We start from the raw sequence: 22581 nt of genomic DNA on the forward strand, positions 1-22581 counted from the left end.
ATAATAAACAGCTTTCTCTTTTATGGAGAAAGCTGTTTTTTTGGAAAAGTTATCGCTGTTAACATGTTGATTTTTCTTAGTACCAGCTCAGCTAACTCCTCATAGCCAAACTTATTAAAATGGAGCCCATCGTCAATTACATATTTTTGAATGTTTCTTTCAACGAGGGTTTCGAACAAAGGGACATATGAGGTTCCCTCGTGTTTTGCGACCTTTTTTACGATCTGAGCGTATTTTTTCATTCTTTCATTTGTCCGAGCTTTTTGCTGTTCTTCGTAAACTGGTGCTGGACTTATTAAGATCACTTTTTCTGCACCAATCTTATTCACCATGTATGTGAGGTTTTTTTCGTATTCTTTTAAAGGAATGAGCCTATGATCACTTGAATCGTTCGCTCCAAAAAGAATCGTCACAAAATCAGGCTGATGACGTAATACATCGTCTTGCAGTCTGACTAGAGCAGCCCTTGTCGTTTCTGCAGGGATACCAGCATTCATGACCACCCACTCTGTTAGCTCTTGCCTCAAACGGGAAGTTAATCTTAGCGAGCCATCTTTACTCTTTTCTTTTGAAGTGATGCTGTCTCCAAAACAAACAAGAGTCTTCATTCTTACTCATCTCCCTTTCGATACCTATTATTAAACTATTCGAAAGAAATTTCCATTTATCAAACGTCAAACACTCAATAAATTTGTTATAATGTGTTATGTGAAAGAGACATCGAACGTTTTAGAGTAATTTTGGGGGCATTGTATGAAAATATATCGTGTAACGAATGAAGCTGAATCACATATCATCGAAGAAATTGCACACTTATTTCTGCAGCAGCGAACGATGGATGGTGAGCCTGAAGAACAATCCAGAACGCTTGCGGGTATTAAGATGGCACTTGATAATCCTGATAAAAGCGGGATCATTATTGCTGAAGAAGAAAATTCTGTGATTGGTATCGCCTTTTTCAATTTGGGAGTAAGTCTTCGCATCGGTGGACCTTATTTATGGTTAAACGAGCTTTATGTACACGAAGAACACCGAAACAAAGGAATCGCACGGAAACTTTTGCTTCATTTAATCTATTGGGCTGAACGTGATGGTATCAAATCCATTGAACTCGAAACAGGAATAAACAATTCTGTAACGAAGCATTTGTATAACTCACTGGATTTTCATGATATCATCTCTAAAAGATATGCATTTCACTTTTAATTCTAAAATATGAAGGAGTGTTCAAACATGGCAATCGAATTTTCGATCCAACCTACACCAAACCCAAACGCAATTAAATTTGATGGTTCAGAGAAATTTTTAGAAGGCAGACTTTCTGCACGAGTTGGGGATGAATCAGATTCAGCTCTTGCTAAAGCGTTATTATCCATTGACGGTGTAGAATCAATTTTTGGTTTTGAGAACTTTATTACGGTTAATAAGACGAACGACAGTGACTGGAACGAATTAATGCCAGAAATTCAAAAAGCGTTAGAAGAGAATGCTTAAAATTTAATTTATCGTTGGAAACCAGCCTTTTTTTAATTCAGGCTGGTTTTTTAAATTGAGGCGATATTGGGATTACTTAAATCTTTGTAATGGCACAGCAAGTATATCAGTCCTCTCACCATCTTTTGGACTGAAATAGAAAAGTTCTAGCATGAGCGTACCGTTAATCGGAAGGTCTTCCTCTGGAATTTTGATCGCAAAAGAAAATGGTGCCCATGCTGGTGCAGCTTCACTCGTTTGCTCATGCTTCTCTAGGAAAACGGTATGTCCATCTGATACCGTATAAGCAAAAGATGCCTCAAACACTCTAGCCTCTCCAGAAACCTTGTAAACACCATCTTTACCGGAAAAATGGATGTTCCGAAATGAATTGTTCTTTACGTCACCTAAGCCGGCTTGTAAGGTTAGCGTTTCTTCCACTGTTAAATTTTCTGTCTTAAGAGCTCCAGGTGAGATCTTGCTTGGGGTGAAAGCCGCTTTCACTTTATAGATTCCTGCTTTTCTTTCTTCTGCTGGAACCCTCCACTTCGTTTTCCAAATATGACTCTCACCCGCTTTGATCTGAACGTTCTCTTGTTTCTGCTCATATGTTTTACCCTTTGAATGTCTAAACACTTCTTTGTTCGATGAATCTGAAACGGTTACATCGAACATTTTAGAACTTTTGAAACTCAGTGTTACCGTGTGATTGCTTTGGTTTTCAATCACAGCCAAAAAGTCTATTCCATCATTTCTTTGCTGAATGGAAATGACAGGCTTTAGCTGAGAGCTTACATTACCCGTTTTACTTTCAGGTTTCTTTTCTTCTTTGGTGCAGGCAGAAAGAATGGATGTTGTAACAACAATTGATAAGAAGATGGCGAATAAGGACTTTGTCAATTGCTTCATAGTGATGATCACCTCAATTACATTTTTACCTTTATATGGTGAATTTATTGAAAAGATTCATAAATAAAAACACGGTATGGACCTTATCCATACCGTGTGTACATTTTTGAAGATTTTGTATTTGTGTGGGGTCAGACCCCCTTAGTCATTTCTGAAGAAGCCGTAGATGCCTGTGGTGTGAACGATGTTCGTAAAGGCATTCGGGTCTACTTCTTTTAGCACTTGTTCCAGGTCATATAATTCATAACGAGTAATGACGATGATAAGCATTTCTTTATCTTGCTTAGAAAATGCACCTCTAGCAGGAACGATTGTGATTCCACGAACCATTTTACCGTGGATTGCTTCTTGTATCTCTTTTCCTTTTTTCGTAACAATCATAGCGGTCAGCTTTTCGTGACGCGTATGTACAGCGTCGATTACACGGGAAGATACGTAAAGCGCAACAAGTGTGTACAGCGCCTTTTCCCATCCGAAAAGAAATCCAGCAGCAAGAATGATTAATCCATTAAGGACGAAAAAGTAACCGCCGATTGGTTTGTTTTTCATTCTAGAGAGAATCATCGCTATGATATCTAATCCTCCAGTAGATGCCCCATACTTTAATGTAATCCCTACACCTAATGCTGCAATTACTCCTCCAAACACAGCATTCAGCAAAATATCCGTTGAGACAACGGTTATTGGAATGATTTCAAGGAATGCCGTAATCATGATAACACTTAAGAAGCTGTATATCGTAAATGACTTTCCTACTTTCATCCAACCTAAGATCGTAACCGGAATATTAAATAATAAGTACAGAATACCAGTACTAATTGGAAAAGCAGTATTGACGAGCAAAGATGATATCAATTGTGAAACCCCTGTAAATCCGCTCGCATAAACTTTAGCTGGAATTAAAAACATGTTCAGTGAAACGGCATTCAATAGAGAGCCAACAATAATAAAAAAGATTTTCTTTAATTCTGTTGTACCAAGATCGCTTAAGCGAAAACGTTCTGTCATGTGTGAGGGTCCCTCCTTTCTTAATCCAAGATTCATTTTTAACAGAAAAGGATATACCCCGTCAATAGCCAAATGAGCTATTTTTTATACATGAACATTGCCTTTTCATTCCATCACAAGTTAAACTATAGAAAAAAGCCAAGCAGGTGAAATAATAATGACTACGATAATTACCGATACAGGTTCAGATTTACCTAAACAGATTTTAGATGAGTACGAAATTACGATGCTCCCTTTAGTTGTACAGGTAAATAATGAAGAGTTTCTCGATCGATCGAATATTGAACCAAAGCAGCTATATACATACATGAAGGATGGCTCAGTTCCAAAAACAGCACAAGTTCCTCCATCTATAATTAAAGAAACTTTAGCCTCATTTGCTCGAAATAGACAACCTGCCATCTATGTAACACTGTCTTCCGGCATTAGCGGCACCTATCAGACTGCTGTACTTATGAAAAACGAAGTGCTTGAAGAATATCCAGACGCTCAAATTGAGGTCTTTGATAGTCAATCGGCATCATTGGGGTATGGCTTAATGGTTTATGAAGCAGCCAAAGAAGCTAAAGACGGAAAGTCTTTCGATGAAATCATACATACGCTTCAACATTACCGTGATCATCTTGAACATATTTTTACCGTTGATGACCTTGAATATTTATTGCGAGGCGGACGAGTCAGCAAAACCGAAGCAGTAATGGGTACACTGTTGAAAATTAAACCCGTTTTACATATGGAAGATGGCAAGCTGTTTCCTTTAGAAAAACTGCGCGGAAAGAAAAAAGTTCTTGGTCGCATGGTAGAAATTATGAAAGAACGCGCTACATCACTTAATGACATTACAATTGGAATCAGTCATGCGGATGATACCGAAACGGCTCAAGCATTAAAAGAACTTATTATTGAAGAGACCGGAAACAAAAACATCTTAATTACGATGATTGGCTGCGCAATCGGCGCACATGCCGGTCCGGGTACAATCGCGTTATTCTTTTTAAATACACCTAAAAAAGTTTCTTAAAACATTATGAATAAACGACTACCTTCTGACAGATGTTAGTGACAGGAGGGATATTCATGACACATCGTAACACAAAAGACAACAATAAACGCCCTGAAGATAATCAGGCGATGAATCAATTGAAAAATGAAGCAGAACTTGAAATAAAGCAAAAAGGCAAACAGCCCTTTTCTAAAGAGCCTGATCGTCTATAAAAAGCAAAAGAAAAAAGCCCCCTTATCAGGGAGCTTTTTTCTTTTGAAAACACTTCATTTATATCAAAGGAAAATGAATAGTAAAACACGTGAAGTCTTCTCCTGAACTTACATCAATTGACCCGTTGTGTTTTTCAACGATCTGTTTACAAACAGAGAGACCAAGACCCGTCCCAAGAGACTTCGTTGTAACAAACGGTTCAAACACGTTATCAAGCAAATATTCAGGAATGGGATTACCGTTGTTGCAGATCGCCAGTTCAACTGTTTGATTTTCGCTTCTTTTTAATGAAACTTTGATCTTTCTTTCACCATTCCAGCCGCTAAGCTCTTCGACAGCGTTAACAAGGATATTTAATAACACTTGCTTGATTTGTGCGCTATCCCCTTCAATCAGAGCTTTATCACCTATTTCTAAGCTCGTAACAATATTCGCTTCCGTAAACCGAGGATACATGAACTCCATCATTTCCTTCAGCAGCGATGTTAGCGGAATTTTTTCAAGCTTATCTTCTAAGCCTCTCATTTTTGATAAATAAAGAAACTGAGTGATTTTTTCTTCAAGACTTTTCATCTCATTTTGAATGATATCGAAGTAATACTGTGATTGATCTGTTTTTTCCAGCTCTTTTTGCAACAGGTAAATGAAACCCTTTACAGATGTTAGCGGATTACGGAATTCATGTGCAAAGCTAGCTGCAATCTGACCAAGCATGGTCAATCGATCATGATGCATCTCTTGAATGAACTGATTTTTTCGGTCGATAATGGAATCCTTGAGAGCTGTGTATTCTTTCACGCTTAAAAATACAAGCTGATCAAAATAGCGCTGCATCTTTAAGACACCATCGCCTTTTGCCTGGTCATTTAACAATGAACACATTAATAGCTCATATACGATGCTCCGTCCCACATTGATGTTGTGGACAAAGTCCCCTACGTTCGCTTTAGCTTCAATCCGCTCTTTTGCAATTTTGCTTGTTAATGCATGCAATCTTTCAAGTGACCCTGTTTCCAAAAAGTTGATCAGTTCTACAATGGTTTGATGTCCGTTCTTTTTTACTTCTTCATAGAAAGGGTCATTTTGAGGCAACAGTACTCTTTCCAGCCATTTTTCTACAATGCTTGATTTTTGTTCGCTTAAAAAATGAGCGAGTTCTGTATTTGTTTTTGTGTTTGTACTGCTATCCAATATAATCACCCTTTAAGTAAAACGAATTCTCTCCCCATTATGAATGATATTGCATATTTCTACAATGCATTGTCGAAATCTGTATAATCTATGGAAAAATATACATGATGTACTACAGTATGGAGAAACTATCTCATAAATGAGTTTGAAAGGATGGTTTCCATGCATACGATGTGGAAAGGTGCAATCAGCTTCGGTCTAGTAAACATTCCGATTAAGCTGTTTGCTGCTACTGAAAATAAAGATATAAAAATGAGGTATCTTCACGAAAAGTGCCATAGCCCTGTTCAATATGAAAAGATCTGTCCTGTTTGTGAAGAAACTGTAGATTCAAAGGAAATTGTTAAAGGGTATGAATACGAACCAGGGAAATTTGTCGTAGTAGAAAAGGAAGAATTAGACGAGCTTGCAGGTGTATCTGATAAATCCATTGAAATCATTGATTTTATCCAGTTAGAAGAGATCGATCCCATTTTTTATAATCGTTCCTATTTCATCGGCCCTGGAGAAAATGGTACAAAATCATTTGCTCTTCTTAAAAAAGCAATGGAAGACACGGGGAAAATTGGTCTAGCTAAATTCACTTTAAGGTCAAAGGAACATCTTGCTGCAGTTCGTGTTTTTAAGAATGGTCTTGTTTTGGAGACGATTTTTTATCCAGACGAAGTTAGAAATGTTGACCATGTACCTGGTTTAACAGACGATGTTTCACTAAATGATAAAGAAGTTGAAATGGCAAAACAGCTGATTGAACAATTAACGTCTCCGTTTGAACCAGAAAAATATGAAGATGAATACCGTGAAGCCGTTCTAGAATTAATCAACAGCAAGATTTCTGGTGATGAAGTAAAAGTAGCTAAAGAAAAACCAAAAACTAATGTTGTGGATCTTATGGAAGCACTTCAAGCATCCATCAATGAAAGTAAAGGGAAAGATTCAGAAGATAAAGGAAAGAAAACGAAAGAAGCGTCTTCTAAGAAAAGTTCTGATGAAACAAAACCAAAAAAGAAAAAATCATCCGCAAAAAAGAAAGCTAGTTCATGATCAGTACGTTTTTAAAACCCATGCTCCCTTCTCTCTCAAACGATTTACCTAAAGGTGAGAATTGGGTATATGAAGTGAAATATGACGGGTTCAGATGTCTTTTATATTGGGACGAATCCTCCATCATCATGACTTCTAGAAACGGTCACAACCTTCACACTATTTTCCCAGAGATCCCTAATCGCTTAAAGCATTTTGAGGGAGACATTAAACACCTTTTTCCCCTTTTAATCGATGGAGAGCTTTGCATACTTGAAAATCCTTTTAAAGCGAGCTTTGAACAGATTCAAAAAAGAGGAAGACTCAAACAAAGTGATAAAATTAAACAGGCATCTGAACTCTTCCCTTCATCATTTTGTGGGTTTGACCTACTTGCGATGGAAGGCAAGTATATATATCAGCAGCCCTTTTTAGAAAGAAAAGAAAAGCTGCAGCATCTCCTTCAAATGCTTGATGTTTCAGTAAATGAAGTTTCACTTACAAGCCGTATGAATTATGTTCCTTTTACTTCTGACATAATAATGCTGAAAAAGACGGTTCAAACATACAAAAGTGAAGGGATTGTGGCAAAGGATATTAGTAACAAATGGTCACCCGGAGTAAGGGCTAATAAATGGATTAAAGTGAAAAACCTTATAATAAATACATTTTTCGTCCTTGGCTATGATACGGAGAACGGCTTTTTCCATGTAGGTGTTATAAAAGATCATTCCATTTTCTCTACAGGATTGTTTTCTCATGGAATGTCTCCTGAAGAGAAAGAAGCATTGATTCAGATTGTGAAAAAAAATCAAAACGGAAAATCGGGTTCTCTCATTTTGATAGAACCTTCAATATGCGTAGACATTTCCTATTTGGAGCTGTATAAGAACCAACTAAGACAGCCTAGGTTTGTATCTTTCCGATTTGATGTAAATTGGGAGGAATGCACATGGGAAAGCCTGCAAAAGAACAATTAAACCTAAACGTTAACGGTGAAGTTGTTACTTTGACTAGCCCTGATAAGCCACTTTGGCCAGAACTCGGTATTGTGAAGGTAGAATATATTAATTATTTGACTCAAATCGCTCCCTATATGCTCCCTTTTTTAAGAGACCGAGCTTTAACCGTTATTAGGTATCCTCATGGCGTTGGTGATGAGCGATTTTATCAAAAAAATTGCCCGGATTATGCTCCAATCTTTGTGAACACCGTGAAGGAAGATGACATCAATTATATCGTGTGCAACAACTTGCCGACTTTATTGTGGCTCGGAAATCAGCTAGCCTTTGAGTTTCACATACCTTATCGAACAGCAAGTACGAGTTATCCGTCAGAAATCGTTATGGATCTAGACCCTCCTTCCAGAAATGAGTTTCATCTATCTGTTGAAGCAGCTATTATGATTAAAGAAATTTGCGACAAGTTAAACCTTACTTCGTTCATTAAAACTAGCGGAAATAAAGGTATGCAAATATACATACCGCTACCAGAGGATCGGGTGACTTTTGACGAATCCCGCCTATTTACAGAGTTCCTTGCTTATTATCTGATTCAGCAAGAGCCTAAATGGTTTACGATTGAACGATTGAAAAAAAACCGAGGAAACAGATGTTATGTAGACTATATTCAGCATGCGGAAGGTAAAACCATTATTGCTCCTTATTCTGTAAGAGGTAATGAGGGCGCACTTATTGCAACACCATTATACTGGCATGAAGTGAATCAGACTTTAAAACCCGAAATGTTCCCTTTAAACGTAATACATGATCGATTGAAAGAAGTTGGCGATCCATTTAAAGACTTCTTTAATGCCAAAAGTAATCAGCCGATCCTGCCTGTCATAAAAGCACTCAAAGAAAAAAGCCTCTAAGAAGATAAGAGAATCTATCTTCTTGAGGCTTTGTTTTTTTATTTGCCTGTTTTCGTAAAGTTGTTAGTGGAAGTGGTTGATTTCCGTTCCAGGTGCTCGCTTTCCGCGGGGCAGGCGGCGAGCCACATTCGTACGTTTCACGTATAAGTGTCTCACCTGCCCGCCTGTCCCGCAGGAGTCTCGCCCCTTGCACTCCAATCAACTGTCACAGAAGAAAAAAACGAAAGCAACTATCCTTCTGAACACAGCTTTTTATTTCTGTTTTTGCAAACTTTGTTGCTTTAGAAGTGATCGATTCTCCGAACAGGATGCTCGCTTTCCGTGGGGCAGGCGGTGAGCCACATTTTAGAAAACAGCCTTTATTTAACACTGCTGCAAGTCTGTCGTTTCACTAATTCAAATGGTACGACAACTCGCTTTGCTGGTTTATCAGGTGAGTTAATGCATTCTAGCAATCCTTTAGCAGCTTCATAACCGAGTTTAAATATATTAATATCTACAGAAGTTAATGAAGGTGATGAGAGTTCGGACAACATAACATTATTGAAGCTCAATAATGATATATCTCCAGGAACACTTACTCCTAGTTCATTTAGTGTACTTAGTACGCCAAATGACATAACATCATCAATTACCAAGAGTGCGGATGGAGGCTCTTTTAAAGCGAGAAGCTCTTTAACCGCTTCCTGCCCTCCTTCTTTTAGGAACTCCTCATGCACAATATATTCGTCTTTGTAAGGAAGCCCTGCGTTTCTAATGGCTTTTTCGTAACCCAATAACCGGTCAATGGTTACTACTAAATTAAGATTTCCACCTACAAAACCAATTCGTTCATGTCCGAGTGAAATCAGATATTCCGTCATTTCTTGTGCTGCCTTAAAGTTATCATTGTCTATATGAGTAATGTTTTCCGCGTTCTTAAACGGCTTACCGATTACGGTAAACGGAAATTTCTGTTCTTGCAAATAGCACATGATTCGGTCATCCACACGGGAATATAACATCACGATCCCATCAACACGGCGTCCTTGCACCATACGGACTACCCCTTCAAATATTTCATCTTCCGTATTTCCCGTTGACATATATAGAGCATATTCTTGTTCGTGAGCAATTGTACTGATCCCTCTGATTACTTCAGGAAAAAAGGGGTTTTGGAATGCTTTATCGGCTGAGCTTGGCATAACGAGTCCTATAGCCTGTGTGCTTCGGTTTGCTAAACTTCTAGCATTGAAGTTTGGATGATAGCCAAGATAGTCCATTGCTTCTTTTACTTTTCGTTTTGTTTTTTCTGATATGCGAGGGTTGTTCGCGATTACCCTCGATACGGTAGATGGAGCAACATCTGCTAATTTTGCTACATCTTTTATTGTAACTGACATGTTATAGTCCTCCTTTCAGACTATTTGGCTTAGTGTATACGCTTTCTTAATCCTACATAATTGTATAAAATTTGTAGTAAAAAAGAAATATTATTTATGCATTGTTCTTGTAAGTGGTTGATCTCCGTTACAGGTGCTCGCTTTCCGGGGGGGCGTGCGGTGAGCCACTTTGTGCTTCGCACTAAAGTGTCTCACCTGTCACACTAGTCCCCCAGGAGTCTCGCACCTTTCACTCCAATCAACTTGGCAAGGATGAAAGAATTCAAAATTAACAATCCTAAAGCAAAAAGACCATTTTAAGAACGTTTATTTCTTTTTACTAGATATAGGATAATCCCTACTGAAGCTATAAGTGCAGCGGCAACAATGAGATAAGTCATCCATTGAGAGTCGGCCTTTTGCACAGCATAAATCTGCGCTTTTTCTCCGTCTAAAGTCAGGTCCACTGCATTCTTCTTCACCTTAATCTCTTCATCTGATAACAGACTTACTAGCTTTTTATCTTGTAGATCTTCATCTGAAAATGAAATAGTATGTTGTTTTTTATCGTTGTTGTAAACGATATAGAGGGTTTCATCTTTATAAGAACGCTTAAAGACAGCAGTTCCGCCTTTATCTACCATCATGGAATAATCTCCTCGGCGAAGAGCAGGATGGTTTTGTCTAAGCTTTCCTAACTTGGCTGAGAAAGCCTCCATATTCTTATTTTGCGAAAAATCCATCATACGGCGATTGTCAGGATCCTTGGCACCATCCATCATGTGTTCTGTTCCTTGGTAGAGGATTGGAATTCCAGGAGCCGTGTATAGATAGGTTAATGCCATCTTCAGTCTTTTCTCTGGATTTTCTTGCTTCAACAACACTTCACGCACGAAACGAATGTTGTCGTGATTATCAATAAAGTTACCTAGTGTAAAAGGGTCTTCATAATAAAACTTGTTTCTTTCCCATACTGAATTCAATTCTGAAAGTGATTGTCCGCTTTGTCTAAATATACGAACCATATCATTAAACAAAGGATAATCAACAAAAGATTCAATTCCTGCTTTGTTGTAATCTGCGATGTACCTTGGATCGTTGTGCCACACTTCTCCAATCAAATAAAAGCCAGGCTTCGTTTGCTTAACCCTTTCAGAGAATTCCTTCCAAAAATCTTTCGGAACGTGTTTTACCGTATCTAAACGATATCCGTCAATATCCGTTTCTTTTATCCAATACTCCGCCATATCCAAAAGATAATTTCGTGTTTCTGGATTTTCAGTATTGAGATCAGGCAACCCTGCTAGCCATCCGTTTTCTACTTCTTGTTGGTTATCCCAGTTTCCGATCTCCATCTGTGGATGAAACCAGTTATTTTTTTCTGCGTCATTTAACCAAGGGTGCTGATAGCCTGTGTGGTTCACCACTAAATCTAAAATAACTTTGATGTCACGATCATGAGCTTTTTTCACAAGCTTCTTTAAATCTTCCTTAGAGCCAAAATGCTCTTCAGTTTCGTAAAAGTCCTCAGTCCAATAACCGTGGTACCCTTTTGTCTCGTTTTTAACGACAGGTGTCAGCCAAATTGCTGTTACACCAAGGTCATTTAAATAATCAAGCTTTTCTGTAATTCCTTTAAAATCTCCGCCGTGATAAGCGGCAGGATCATTCAGGTCTACTTCAAAGTCATTGCTTTTATCACCATTATGAAACCTGTCTACCATAATAAAGTAGATGGTTTCGTCTCTCCATGATCGCTCTTCCTTTTTTTCTGCAAGCGCTTTATTTTGAACAGATAAAAAAAGAAGAAACGACATAGCCAAGAACATCATTCTTTTGCCCATCGCCGTTCCTCCTAAAGTGCGTTGCTGTTTTTAACCTTTTGTACCACCGGCAGTTAGTCCGGAGATGAAGTAACGCTGCAGTGATAAGAAAAGCAGACCAATCGGAATTGCTACTAAAACAGAACCTGCTGCAAAAAGTGTAAAGCTGTTTCCAAATTCATTCTTAATCATGTTAAACAAACCAACCGCAAGTGTCATCTTTTCATCTGAGCTGATTAGAATAGAAGCTAAGATAAAATCAGCGAACGGTGAAATGAAACTAAATAGTGCGATTACCGCAAGAATTGGCTTTGATAGCGGAAGAATGATCTGCCAAAAAATACGGAAGTGTCCAGCACCATCAATACGTGCAGATTCATCTAGTTCTTTTGGAATCGTATCATAATAGTTCTTCGCTAAGTACGTGTTCATCGGAATTAATCCACCCACGTAAACAAGAATTAACGCAAAGTGTGTATCAAGCAAACCTACTTGGTATGCAAGGATATAGATTGCCAAGATTGCTACGAATTGCGGAATCATCTGCAAGATTAAGAAAAGAAGCAATCCGTTCTTACGTCCAACAAACTTGTATCTTGAAAATGCATAAGCTGTAAGGCCGATAAAGATAACAGAAAGCACCATTGTAATAAAGCAAATTTTCAGCGTGTTCCAGTACCAAATCAAGTAATCTGTTTCAGCGAAAAGCTTTTTATAATGAGTCAATGTTGCATTCTCAGGTATAATCGTTGAGCTCGATAAAGTGTTACCTGGGTTGAAGGAAGATCCAATAACCCAGAGAATCGGATAGATAACAATAGCAATAGCCGACAATAAAACTAGATAGGACAGAGTTAAACGAATTCTTCTTGCTGTTTTTATACTCATATTAAATCATTCCTTCGTCCTTAAATGATTTCGTTTTTCTAAACTGCCACAGGGCAAGAGAAACGATAATTAACGATAGTAATACGGTTACAGCTGCAGCCTTGCTATATTGAGCTGAAGTCATCGTTAAGTTATAGATCCATGAGATGAGGATATCTGTTCCTCCTGCATTTTGATCAGCTACTGCAGGACCACCGTTGTTAAAGAGATAGATAACGTTAAAGTTATTAAAGTTAAACGTGTATTGTGTAATCAAGATTGGTGCTGTTGTAAATAGAATCATTGGAAGTGTAATTTTACGGAACTTATCCAAGTTTGATGCTCCATCTACTGTCGCTGCTTCATACAATTCACCAGGAATTGATTGAAGTACACCAGTCGTCATCGCCATGATGAACGGGAAACCGAGCCATGATTGAATAAAGATTAAAGCAATCTTCGTGTAAAAAGGATCTGTCATCCAAGGTATGGAATCGATTCCAAGTGGTGCTAAAATTGATTGGTTAATCGCCCCAAATGTGTCATTAAACAATCCTGAGAAAATTAAAATGGATACAAATGCTGGTACTGCCCATGGCAAGATCAAAAGTGTTCGAATAAGACCTTTAAATTTGATTTCCTTTTGGTTTAAAACCACCGCTAAGAAAATACCAACTGAAACTTGAAGCGTTGTTGCAGTGAAAGTCCAGATGATCGTCCAAGCAAATACAGAGATGAATGTTTCACGCCAAATATCTAATGAGAATATTTCAATAAAGTTTTTAAATCCTACCCAATCCACTAGTTTTGCTGGTGGAGAGTTATATAAGTTATAGTTCGTAAAAGCAAGAAGCAACATGAAAATAATCGGAAAAATGACTACAAAGATTAATAATAGGAATCCAGGACCAACCATTAAGTATGGGAATCCTTTATCGACTACATTGTGGTATTGCTCTTTTAGCGAGCTTAATTTCAAGCCATTATCACGCTTTTTCCCATTCTGGAAAGCATCATAAATGTTAAAAGAGTAAAAACCTAATCCGATCCCTACTACAAGTATCGATATAACCCCGTTTACTAACAAGAATATGGAGTGATCTCGAGGCACTTCAGTACCAAGTGTAACAATTCCCCAAAGTCCGATATTTAGAAAATCCAGAAACGCAATAAAATAACATGCTGCTAAAATTAAGAATGCGAAACCTTTAACAAATTGTTTGTTATAAAATTGCCCCATTCCTGGAATGATGGACAGCAGAGCTGCCGTCTTACGATGTGTCATTACAGGGTTCCCCTTTCTTTTGCCCACTAACTTTTTTGTGTTTTGTTCGAAAGATCTTAGGACCCATTCACAAGCAAAATCTTTCCAACAAACACAATAGTTAGAGAAAGCAGTACCCGCGACTTTTGGGTACCGCTTTCCTCTAATTATTTATTACTTGCTGTGGTTTGCTTTAATGTTTTGTCCAATTGTCTTTACTGCACTGTCTAGAGCAGCTTTTGGCTCAGACTTACCAGTTGCAGATAATTGAAGTGCGTTTGCAGCTGGAGCCCAAACTTCTGCCATTTCAGGAATGTTAGGCATTGGAACTCCACGTTCTGATTGAACAGCTACAGCTTTAGCTGCTTCGTTGTCTGCAATGATTGGGTCCTCCATTAGAGATACAACTGGAGGGATTTCTGCTGTTTTCTCGAAACGAGTTTTAGCACTCTCTTCGTTCGTGATAAACTCAACAAGCTTTGAAGCCCACTCTTTGTTTTCAGAGAATTGGCTTACATTGTAACCTTTAACTCCGATGAACGTTTTTACATACTCACCGTTTGGAAGCTTAGGCATTGGCGCAACACCGATATCGATGCCAGCATCTTTGTAGCCTTGGAATGACCAAGGACCGTTCATTACAGAAGCAACTTTACCTTCTTGGAAAAGTCCGTCAATTGTTTGTCCAGCTTTTTCACCAATGATACCTTTAGGGAATAATCCATCCTTGTACCAGCTAGTGATGTAACTTAATCCTTCAACAGCACCTTCATTAGCAAGGCCAAGGTCTTGTGGATCTAGAGTACCGTTGTCGTCTTTAAATACATAGCTTCCGTATCCAGAAAGAACACCGTTTGCAAAGTAGAAGTCAGTCCAGTTTGCAAGGAATCCGTATTGTGCTCCACCTTTGTCACCCTTAGAGAAAGCAAGTACATCGTCTAAAGATTCTGGTGCTTCTGGCATTTGCTTTTTGTTATAGATGAAAACTGGTGTTTCAGTTGACTTTGGAAGACCATAAAGGTTTCCATCATATGTTAATGCGTTAATTGAAGATTCAGTGTAAAGCTTTGTAACATCATCAGAAACTTCGATTGGTGCGATTAGTCCTTCAATTGCTAAAGGTCCAATACGGTCATGAGGAGTTGTGATAACGTCTGGTCCTTTTTTAGCTGGTCCATCAAGACGAAGCTTTTCTTGCTGGTCAAGCATTGGGATTTCTTTCATCTCAACTTTGATACCGTATTTCTCTTCAAACTTTTTGATAGCGTCTTGAGTACCAGAACCTTTTTCTTGGTCTTCCCAGATCACTAATTTTTCAGGCTTGTCTGCCGCCTTTTCTTTCTTACCGCCAGTAGATGAGCTGTCATCTTGCGGTCCGCAAGCAGCTAGAGCACTTGCAGCTAGAGCAAAAGTTAATGGTAATGCTAATAACTTTTTCATCAATTGTACCCCCTATTGTAATTGGAAATTCGAAGCATACAAACGTTTGCACAGATTAGCAAAAAAAAATGATTTTCTGTCTTTTTTGAAGTTTTTCGCTGTTTATGAAAACGATTGCATTACGTGCTCAATTTCATTATACCTATGCTTTGAATTTTTACAATACTTTTTTAATTATTTTTGTTTTCGCTTTCATTTTTCTTGATTTATTTTATGTAAGCGGTTTATACTATCATCATTACAAGTTGAAGGCAATGTACGATCCTTATGCGGGTACAACCTAGGAAGTCTATAGGTTGTGCCCTATTTTTATTTTCTAGGATAATGAAGGGAGATTTAAATATGTTAAAAGAAGCAATCTATCACAGAGCAGGAAACAACTACGCGTATGCTTATGATGAGAAGACACTTCACATCCGTCTGCGCACCAAAAAAGGAGACGCTGATTCAGTTTCTTTAATCCATGGTGATCCATATGACTGGACAAAGGAAGGCTGGCAAACATCACAGGCTCCCATGACATTAAGCGGTACAGATGAGTATTTTGATTATTACTTTATTGCGATAGAGCCCCCTTACCGCCGCTTGCGTTATGGATTTGAACTAAAAAGCGGTGACGAAACCCTGATCTATACAGAAAAAGGCTTTTATAAGGAAGCGCCATTTGATGACACGGCTTATTATTTCTGCTTTCCATTCTTAAATGGTATTGATGTGTTTCGTGCTCCTTCATGGGTAAAAGACACCGTTTGGTACCAGATTTTCCCTGAACGTTTTGCAAATGGTGACAAGAGCAACGATCCTGAAGGTTCTCTTCCATGGGCAAGTGAAGAACCGAAGTTTAACAACTTCTTCGGTGGAGATTTTCAAGGTGTGATCGATCATATTGACCACCTCGTCAAACTTGGCGTGACAGGAATCTACTTCACTCCTATCTTCAAGGCAAAATCTAACCACAAATATGATACGATTGATTACTTAGAAATCGATCCTCAGTTTGGTGATAAAGAAACGTTTAAGCAATTGGTAAAGATTTGCCACGAGAACGGTATAAAAGTAATGCTAGATGCTGTGTTCAATCATAGCGGATACTATTTTGAACCGTTTCAAGATGTATTAAGAAATCAAGAGAATTCTAATTATAAGAACTGGTTTCATTTAAGAGAGTTTCCTATTCAAACAGAACCACGTCCAAATTACGATACTTTTGCTTTTGAAAAATCTATGCCAAAATTAAATACAGAACATCCTGAGGTCCGAGATTATTTGCTAAAGGTTGCCCGATATTGGATTGAGGAGTTTGACATTGATGGATGGAGACTTGATGTAGCCAATGAAGTGGACCACTCCTTCTGGAGAGAATTCAGAACAGCTGTTAAATCAATAAAACCTGAAGCTTATATCTTAGGAGAAATCTGGCATGATTCGATGAGCTGGCTGCAAGGCGATCAGTTCGATGCCGTTATGAACTATCCATTTACAAATGCAGCACTTGATTTTGTAGCGAAAGAAACAATCGATGCAAAAGTCTTTGCTGAGAAAATGACTTCTGTGCTGCATATGTATCCTGAGAACATAAATGAAGCTGCTTTCAACCTGTTAGGCTCTCATGATACGAAGCGTGTTCTAACATTCTGTGAAGAAAATAAAGATAAGATGAAGCTGCTTTTCCTTTTAATGCTAACGTCTAAAGGAACGCCTTGCATCTATTACGGTGATGAGATCGGCATGACTGGCGGTAATGATCCTGGCTGCAGAAAATGCATGGAATGGGACGAAACGAAACAAGACTTAGATCTTTTCGGCCATATCCAATCTCTGCTGTCGCTTCGTAAAGAACATAAAGTTTTAGCTAACGATGGTGAAATAAAGTTCATATCTGCAAAAGGCAAAACTCTTGTATACGAGCGATCCACTGATGAAGAAAGTGTGCTGATTCTTTTGAATGCTAGTGATAAAGATAATGAGCTCTCATTTGAAATTCCTAAAGGTTACGTCCACCTTTTTGGCTCTGCCTTTACAAAATCGTTGCCTGCATATGGCTTAAGTATATACAGAAAAATATAGTAACTTTTGCATAGTAATTGTTCTTAATAAAAGACTTTTGTTTTTAATTTTTAAGACTTGCCTCGTTGAAAAAGTTGCTTGGAGTGAAAGATGCGAGACTCCTGCAGGACGAGTGGTCAGGCGGAGACTCCTAAAGGCGCAAAGCGGCAGGAGGCTCACCGGACCCCCTGCAGAAAGCGAGCATCTGAAACGGAAAGCAACCGCATTCAAATACTACACAGCCCATACAACCTCCCCTTACCGTAAAAAGTAAGGGGATTTTATTTCAGTTACTTAACTTTCCTGCTACAATAGGAAAATATTCAATCAACACGATGGAGAGGGATGTACATGAAAGGAAACAAAGCCGCAAAGCTTTCCCTTTTTGCCATTACGTGGCCGATTTTTATAGAAATTATGCTTCATATGTTAATGGGTAACGCGGATACACTTATGCTTAGTCAATATTCGGACCATTCAGTAGCTGCAGTTGGCCTTACCAACCAGCTGTTATCGATCGTAATCGTCATGTTTGGTTTTGTGGCTACAGGTGCAAGTGTCGTCATCGCACAAGCGATTGGAGCTAAACTGCAGAGAACCGCAGCTGAAGTTGCAGTTGTTGCGATAATGGGAAACTTGCTTTTTGGATTGATATTAAGTGCCATATTAGTAATCTGGGGAGATGTGTTTTTAAGATGGATGAACACACCACCTGAGTTAATGGCTGAAGCATCCAGCTACCTTTTGATTGTTGGAGGATTCTCATTTATTCAATCTGTCATTATGACGATAGGAGCTGCTATCAGAAGTTATGGATTTACGAAAGATGCAATGTATGTCACGATCGGCATGAACATCTTAAACGTTTTTGGTAACTATTTATTTATTTTTGGAGCGTTCGGTTTCCCTGTTTTAGGAGTTGAAGGTGTAGCAATATCGACTTCTGTCAGCCGTTTTCTAGGTTTAGTGGTGATCCTTTATCTATTATTTAAGCGATCTTCTATTCCTCTTCCCTTTTCAAGCTCTATTAAATTGTTCCCTCTGCACATTAAGAGCGTCTTAAAAATCGGATTGCCTTCTGCTGGCGAGCATCTTTCGTACAGCGGATCTCAAATGCTGATTACGTTTTTTATTACGCTGATCGGAACAACTGCGCTGACAACGAAGGTTTATACATTTAATATCATGATGTTTATCTTCCTGTTTGCGGTTGCGATTGGGCAAGGTACACAGATTTTAATCGGTCATTTAATTGGTGCTAAATCGTATGATTCTGCGTATAAAATGTGTTTGAAAAGCCAGACGTACGCCATGATCATTAGCTTTTTGATGGCTGGGATTGCTTCTCTGTTTGCAAAACCGCTTCTTTCCATATTTACAGATAACCCTGAGATTATTAGAGAAGGTACCTTGTTGTTGTACTTAACATTGTTACTTGAACCAGGTCGTTCTTTTAACCTTGTTATTATTTCAAGTTTACGTGCGGCTGGTGATGTTAAGTTTCCAGTTGTAATGGGCGTCATTTCCATGTGGGGTGTAAGTGTACCTCTAGCCTACCTTTTAGGCATTACGTTTGATTTAGGCTTAGTTGGGATTTGGCTTGCGTTTACAGCAGACGAATGGCTTCGAGGGTTGTTCATGCTTTCGAGGTGGCGAAAGAGAAAATGGCAAAAGCAGCATATCATACAAAGAGAAGCTACTGCTTAGATAGGTAAAAACCGGAAAACATGACGTTTTCCGGTTTTTTAATTAATCAACTATATTAATATTATAATCAGTTAACCAGCTATCTATTTGCGCAAGATGCGCCATTAGCTGTGGTCCTGTCATCAGTTGGCCAAACCATGGCTCTTTAAAAGTTTCCCCGTTCGTATCAATGATCTCTTGCACTTTTTTGCGGTTTAGCACTTCAAAAAGTGGTGAATCCTTTTTCGAAACGATAGATTGCAGCCAGTCTTTAACTCCATTCGTATAATCCGGATGGAACGTTTTAGGATATGGGCTCTTCTTGCGGTACAATACATCTTTCGGAAGAACTCCTGTTAATGCTTTTCTCAGGATCCCCTTCTCTCTTCCGTCTAACATCTTCATGTCCCAGGGAATGTTCCATGCGTATTCTACAATTCTATGATCGGCAAACGGTACCCTTACCTCTAATGAAGCTCCCATACTCATACGGTCTTTTCTATCTAAGAGAGTTGTCATAAACCAAATCATATTGAGATAAAAAATTTCGCGGCGTCTAGCTTCTAACTTTGTCTCTCCATCCAGTGCTGGTGTCTCATTCACCGTTTCTCCGTATCTTTGCTGAACATAAGATGCTAGATTCAGTTTTTTAGACCAAGAATCTTGCAGCAAATTTTGACGGGCTTCTGTTGAACGCATCCAAGGAAACATCGGACGGTTTAAAAGCTCTTCTTTATGAAACCATGGATATCCGCCAAAGATCTCGTCTGCACATTCACCTGACAATGCAACAGTAGACTGGGGTTTAATTTGCCGGCAGAACCATAATAATGAAGAATCTACATCAGCCATTCCTGGGAGATCACGAACTGTTACTGCTTCTCTCAAATGATTGATTAATAGCTCATTGTCGATTACACAGCTATGATGAACAGAACCTGTCGCTTCCACCATTTGATTGATCCAGTACGCATCTGAATTCGGCTGGTAGTCGCTTGCTTTAAAATATTTATCATTGTCTACATAGTCGATGCTGAACGTGTGAAGTTCACCTTTATTTTCTTCTTTAAAATAATTTGCCGCGATTGCGGTTATTGCACTGGAATCCAGTCCCCCTGAAAGAAAAGTACAAACAGGTACATCTGCTACTAATTGCCGAGTAACTGCATCATTTACAAGATATCGTACATTTTCAATCGTATCATGGAGCGAATCTTGGTGAGGTTTGCTCTCAACGTTCCAATAGCGCCAAATCTTTAACCCATTTTTCGTATACGTGGCTGCATGTGCAGGACGCAGTTCTTTTATGCCTTTATAAACCCCGTTACCTGGTGTTCGAGATGGTCCAAGGCCAAATACTTCCTGCAAACCTTCCCGGTCAACTTCAGCCTTAATGTCAGGATGAGCTAATATTGATTTTATTTCTGAACCAAATAGGAACATGCCGCCTTGTTCTGTGTAAAAAAAAGGTTTTACTCCTAAACGGTCTCGGGCAACAAATAAGCTTTGCTTCTCTTCGTCCCAGATGCCAAACGCAAAGATTCCGTTAAATTTTTCAATACAGCTTTCTCCCCATTCTATATAGGAAAATAGCAGAACTTCGGTGTCAGAGTGCCCCTCGAAACGATAGCCTAGTTGTAAAAGCTCTTTCCGGAGATCTTCTGTATTGTACAATTCACCGTTGTAGCAAAGGGTATAGTTTGTTTTGTTCTTTGACCTTGTCATTGGCTGAACGCCGCCTTCAATATCAACAACGGCTAATCTAGCGTGACCAAAGCCTGCATGTGTGGTGCTCCAGACATTAAGTGCATCTGGCCCTCTTTTAGATAAAGGTGTCGCCATTTTAATTAAAATATTTTTTTCTTTAATGAGGTTACGATTCCAATCTGCCCAACCCGTTATTCCGCACATTGGTTTCATCCTTTCTATACAAACTCCATTTCTAGTACGTATGCCCATTACTCAGCATATGCTTTTACCCCTGTATGGGTGTTTCGGAAAATATTTGTGCATAATCTACCAATTTGTATATAATGAATACATATTTCAGAAGATAAAGGTGATTATTGGATGCCACAGTCGAAGTTTTTTCGTATTGGTTACGGTTTGCTCCTCATTTTTCTTATTATTTTAGTCGGAACAAAGATTGATTTTATTTTCAGACCCATCGTCGTTCTTGTACAAACGTTATTCTTCCCGTTTTTGCTAGGCGGTGTTCTATACTATTTGTTCCGTCCCGTTGTTCAGTTTTTACATAAACGAAACGTTCCTAAGGTATTATCCATCCTGCTCATTTATCTGCTTGCAATCGGACTTTTTGTACTATTGTTCTATTCCATTGGTCCAGTACTGCAGAGACAGGTAAGTAATTTAGTAGAAAATACCCCAGCTTTGATTGACGCTATTCGTTCAAAACTGAATGATCTGCAGCAAAACGAATGGGTAAATCGTTTCCAGGAAAGTGAACAGTTTGATGTAAAAGAGATTTCGGATAAAGTGTCAGCTTATCTTTCCAACAGTGCTCAAACCATTGGAACGAACATCGCAAACTTTATCGGAATCATTACCAACATTGTTATGATTTTTGTCACGGTTCCGTTCATTCTTTATTACATGTTAAAAGAAGGCGAAAAAGCACCACAAATGGTGCTGCAAACGTTGCCTGAAAGACAGCGTAATAATGGAACAAAAATTTTAAAAGACATGGATATCGCGCTTAGCTCATATATTCAAGGTCAAATCTTAGTCAGTGTTTGCGTTGGAACAATGCTGTACATTGGATACCTGGTGATCGGGATTGAGTACTCTCTAATCCTCGCTATCATCGCCATGTTCACGAATGTAATTCCGTTCCTCGGTCCCATTATCGGAGTTGTGCCAGCACTTATCGTAGCAATCGTAGATTCTCCAGCTATGGTCATCAAAGTACTTGTCGTGATGGTTATAGCTCAGCAAATTGAAGGGAATGTCATCTCACCTCAAGTGATGGGTAAAAAGCTCGACATCCACCCCCTGACAATTATTTCAATCTTGCTTGTAGCTGGAAGTCTTGGCGGATTACTCGGTTTGATCCTAGCTGTTCCTGTATATGCTGTATTGAAGGTTATTGCGTTGCATACTTACAGATTAATTAATTTACGAAGAACGAAAGAATTATAGGATAAGTAAGAATAGGAGAAAGCACCGGCTGTAGTACCGGTGCTTTTTTGTGTGGATTGGGATTGTAAAATTTTTGCGCTCGTAAATCTCATTTTGCGCTCGTAAATCTCATTTTGCGCTCGTAAATCTCATTTTGCGCTCGTAAATCTCATTTTGCGCTCGTAAATCTCATTTTGCGCTCGTAAATCTCATTTTGCGCTCGTAAATCTCATTTTGCGCTCGTTCAGCGAGCATAAATGCCG

Annotated in this window: 22 protein-coding genes; 11 read left to right on the forward strand and 11 right to left on the reverse strand. The window is 38.7% G+C overall.

Going from position 1 to position 22581, the window contains the following annotated elements:
* Window positions 1-20 precede the first annotated feature (20 nt).
* On the reverse strand, window positions 21-608 hold the full coding sequence (locus tag QUF49_RS12440) for a GDSL-type esterase/lipase family protein (RefSeq protein ID WP_289495933.1): 588 nt from the start codon (window positions 606-608) through the stop codon (window positions 21-23).
* A 145-nt stretch (window positions 609-753) separates the two neighbouring features.
* On the opposite strand from QUF49_RS12440, the gene QUF49_RS12445 reads away from it, so the two are divergent.
* Both QUF49_RS12445 and QUF49_RS12450 read left to right on the forward strand, forming a co-directional pair.
* Window positions 754-1206, forward strand: coding sequence for a GNAT family N-acetyltransferase (locus tag QUF49_RS12445; protein WP_289495934.1), 453 nt, complete (start codon window positions 754-756; stop codon window positions 1204-1206).
* A gap of 27 nt (window positions 1207-1233) precedes the next feature.
* Complete coding sequence (locus QUF49_RS12450) at window positions 1234-1494, forward strand: NifU N-terminal domain-containing protein (RefSeq protein WP_289495935.1); 261 nt, start codon at window positions 1234-1236, stop codon at window positions 1492-1494.
* A gap of 72 nt (window positions 1495-1566) precedes the next feature.
* On the opposite strand, the gene QUF49_RS12455 is transcribed toward QUF49_RS12450, so the two are convergent.
* Both QUF49_RS12455 and QUF49_RS12460 read right to left on the reverse strand, forming a co-directional pair.
* On the reverse strand, window positions 1567-2382 hold the full coding sequence (locus tag QUF49_RS12455) for a BsuPI-related putative proteinase inhibitor (RefSeq protein ID WP_289495936.1): 816 nt from the start codon (window positions 2380-2382) through the stop codon (window positions 1567-1569).
* 141 nt (window positions 2383-2523) lie between these two features.
* On the reverse strand, window positions 2524-3390 hold the full coding sequence (locus QUF49_RS12460) for a YitT family protein (RefSeq protein ID WP_289495937.1): 867 nt from the start codon (window positions 3388-3390) through the stop codon (window positions 2524-2526).
* A 157-nt stretch (window positions 3391-3547) separates the two neighbouring features.
* On the opposite strand from QUF49_RS12460, the gene QUF49_RS12465 reads away from it, so the two are divergent.
* Window positions 3548-4411 (forward strand): DegV family protein, encoded by an 864-nt coding sequence (locus QUF49_RS12465; RefSeq protein WP_353958305.1) that lies wholly within the window; start codon window positions 3548-3550, stop codon window positions 4409-4411.
* A gap of 56 nt (window positions 4412-4467) precedes the next feature.
* Entirely contained in the window at window positions 4468-4605 is a 138-nt protein-coding gene (locus QUF49_RS12470) for a hypothetical protein (RefSeq protein ID WP_289495938.1), read from the forward strand.
* A gap of 58 nt (window positions 4606-4663) precedes the next feature.
* Here QUF49_RS12470 and QUF49_RS12475 read toward each other — a convergent pair whose 3' ends face one another.
* The gene (locus tag QUF49_RS12475) at window positions 4664-5806 is read right to left on the reverse strand and encodes a histidine kinase N-terminal domain-containing protein (RefSeq protein ID WP_289495940.1); all 1143 of its coding nucleotides are present in this window, start codon (window positions 5804-5806) and stop codon (window positions 4664-4666) included.
* A 153-nt stretch (window positions 5807-5959) separates the two neighbouring features.
* On the opposite strand from QUF49_RS12475, the gene QUF49_RS12480 reads away from it, so the two are divergent.
* Genes QUF49_RS12480 through ligD form a run of 3 tightly spaced genes read left to right on the forward strand, consistent with a single transcriptional unit; the run spans window position 5960 to window position 8693 of the window.
* Window positions 5960-6841 carry a Ku protein gene (locus QUF49_RS12480; protein ID WP_289495941.1) on the forward strand — a complete coding sequence of 294 codons (882 nt, stop codon included), beginning with the start codon at window positions 5960-5962 and terminating at the stop codon, window positions 6839-6841.
* A complete protein-coding gene (locus tag QUF49_RS12485; RefSeq protein ID WP_289495942.1) occupies window positions 6838-7800 on the forward strand; it encodes an RNA ligase family protein in 963 nt (320 codons plus the stop codon). Before QUF49_RS12480 ends, QUF49_RS12485 begins: the two co-directional genes overlap by 4 nt.
* Window positions 7773-8693, forward strand: a complete 921-nt coding sequence (ligD, locus tag QUF49_RS12490) for a non-homologous end-joining DNA ligase (protein WP_289495943.1) — start codon at window positions 7773-7775, stop codon at window positions 8691-8693. The genes QUF49_RS12485 and ligD overlap by 28 nt, the downstream gene beginning before the upstream one ends.
* 63 nt (window positions 8694-8756) lie before the next feature.
* On the opposite strand, the gene QUF49_RS12495 is transcribed toward ligD, so the two are convergent.
* From QUF49_RS12495 to QUF49_RS12520, 6 genes are all read right to left on the reverse strand, one after another.
* Window positions 8757-8891 (reverse strand): hypothetical protein, encoded by a 135-nt coding sequence (locus QUF49_RS12495; protein WP_289495944.1) that lies wholly within the window; start codon window positions 8889-8891, stop codon window positions 8757-8759.
* A gap of 161 nt (window positions 8892-9052) precedes the next feature.
* On the reverse strand, window positions 9053-10075 hold the full coding sequence (locus QUF49_RS12500) for a LacI family DNA-binding transcriptional regulator (protein WP_289495945.1): 1023 nt from the start codon (window positions 10073-10075) through the stop codon (window positions 9053-9055).
* Between the two features lie 296 nt (window positions 10076-10371).
* Entirely contained in the window at window positions 10372-11898 is a 1527-nt protein-coding gene (locus tag QUF49_RS12505; RefSeq protein WP_289495946.1) for an alpha-amylase family glycosyl hydrolase, read from the reverse strand.
* Between the two features lie 30 nt (window positions 11899-11928).
* Window positions 11929-12765: a sugar ABC transporter permease gene (locus QUF49_RS12510; RefSeq protein ID WP_066246030.1), complete on the reverse strand. Its 837-nt coding sequence runs from the start codon at window positions 12763-12765 to the stop codon at window positions 11929-11931.
* 1 nt (window position 12766) lies between these two features.
* Complete coding sequence (locus tag QUF49_RS12515; protein ID WP_289495947.1) at window positions 12767-14029, reverse strand: sugar ABC transporter permease; 1263 nt, start codon at window positions 14027-14029, stop codon at window positions 12767-12769.
* Between the two features lie 153 nt (window positions 14030-14182).
* A complete protein-coding gene (locus QUF49_RS12520) occupies window positions 14183-15448 on the reverse strand; it encodes an extracellular solute-binding protein (RefSeq protein ID WP_289495948.1) in 1266 nt (421 codons plus the stop codon).
* 342 nt (window positions 15449-15790) lie between these two features.
* Here QUF49_RS12520 and QUF49_RS12525 point away from each other — a divergent pair, with 342 nt between their 5' ends.
* The 3 genes from QUF49_RS12525 to QUF49_RS12535 all read left to right on the forward strand — a co-directional run bounded on the left by QUF49_RS12525 (window position 15791) and on the right by QUF49_RS12535 (window position 19201).
* Window positions 15791-17515 carry a glycoside hydrolase family 13 protein gene (locus tag QUF49_RS12525; RefSeq protein WP_425590466.1) on the forward strand — a complete coding sequence of 575 codons (1725 nt, stop codon included), beginning with the start codon at window positions 15791-15793 and terminating at the stop codon, window positions 17513-17515.
* 90 nt (window positions 17516-17605) lie between these two features.
* Window positions 17606-17761: a hypothetical protein gene (locus QUF49_RS12530; protein WP_289495949.1), complete on the forward strand. Its 156-nt coding sequence runs from the start codon at window positions 17606-17608 to the stop codon at window positions 17759-17761.
* A gap of 84 nt (window positions 17762-17845) precedes the next feature.
* The gene (locus tag QUF49_RS12535; protein ID WP_289495950.1) at window positions 17846-19201 is read left to right on the forward strand and encodes an MATE family efflux transporter; all 1356 of its coding nucleotides are present in this window, start codon (window positions 17846-17848) and stop codon (window positions 19199-19201) included.
* A gap of 42 nt (window positions 19202-19243) precedes the next feature.
* On the opposite strand, the gene asnB is transcribed toward QUF49_RS12535, so the two are convergent.
* Complete coding sequence (gene asnB, locus QUF49_RS12540; RefSeq protein WP_289497649.1) at window positions 19244-21091, reverse strand: asparagine synthase (glutamine-hydrolyzing); 1848 nt, start codon at window positions 21089-21091, stop codon at window positions 19244-19246.
* A gap of 159 nt (window positions 21092-21250) precedes the next feature.
* On the opposite strand from asnB, the gene QUF49_RS12545 reads away from it, so the two are divergent.
* Window positions 21251-22339 (forward strand): AI-2E family transporter, encoded by a 1089-nt coding sequence (locus QUF49_RS12545; protein ID WP_289495951.1) that lies wholly within the window; start codon window positions 21251-21253, stop codon window positions 22337-22339.
* The last annotated feature ends 242 nt before the right edge of the window (window positions 22340-22581 follow it).

It is taken from the genome of Fictibacillus sp. b24, assembly GCF_030348825.1.
Taxonomy (GTDB): Bacteria; Bacillota; Bacilli; order Bacillales; family Fictibacillaceae; genus Fictibacillus.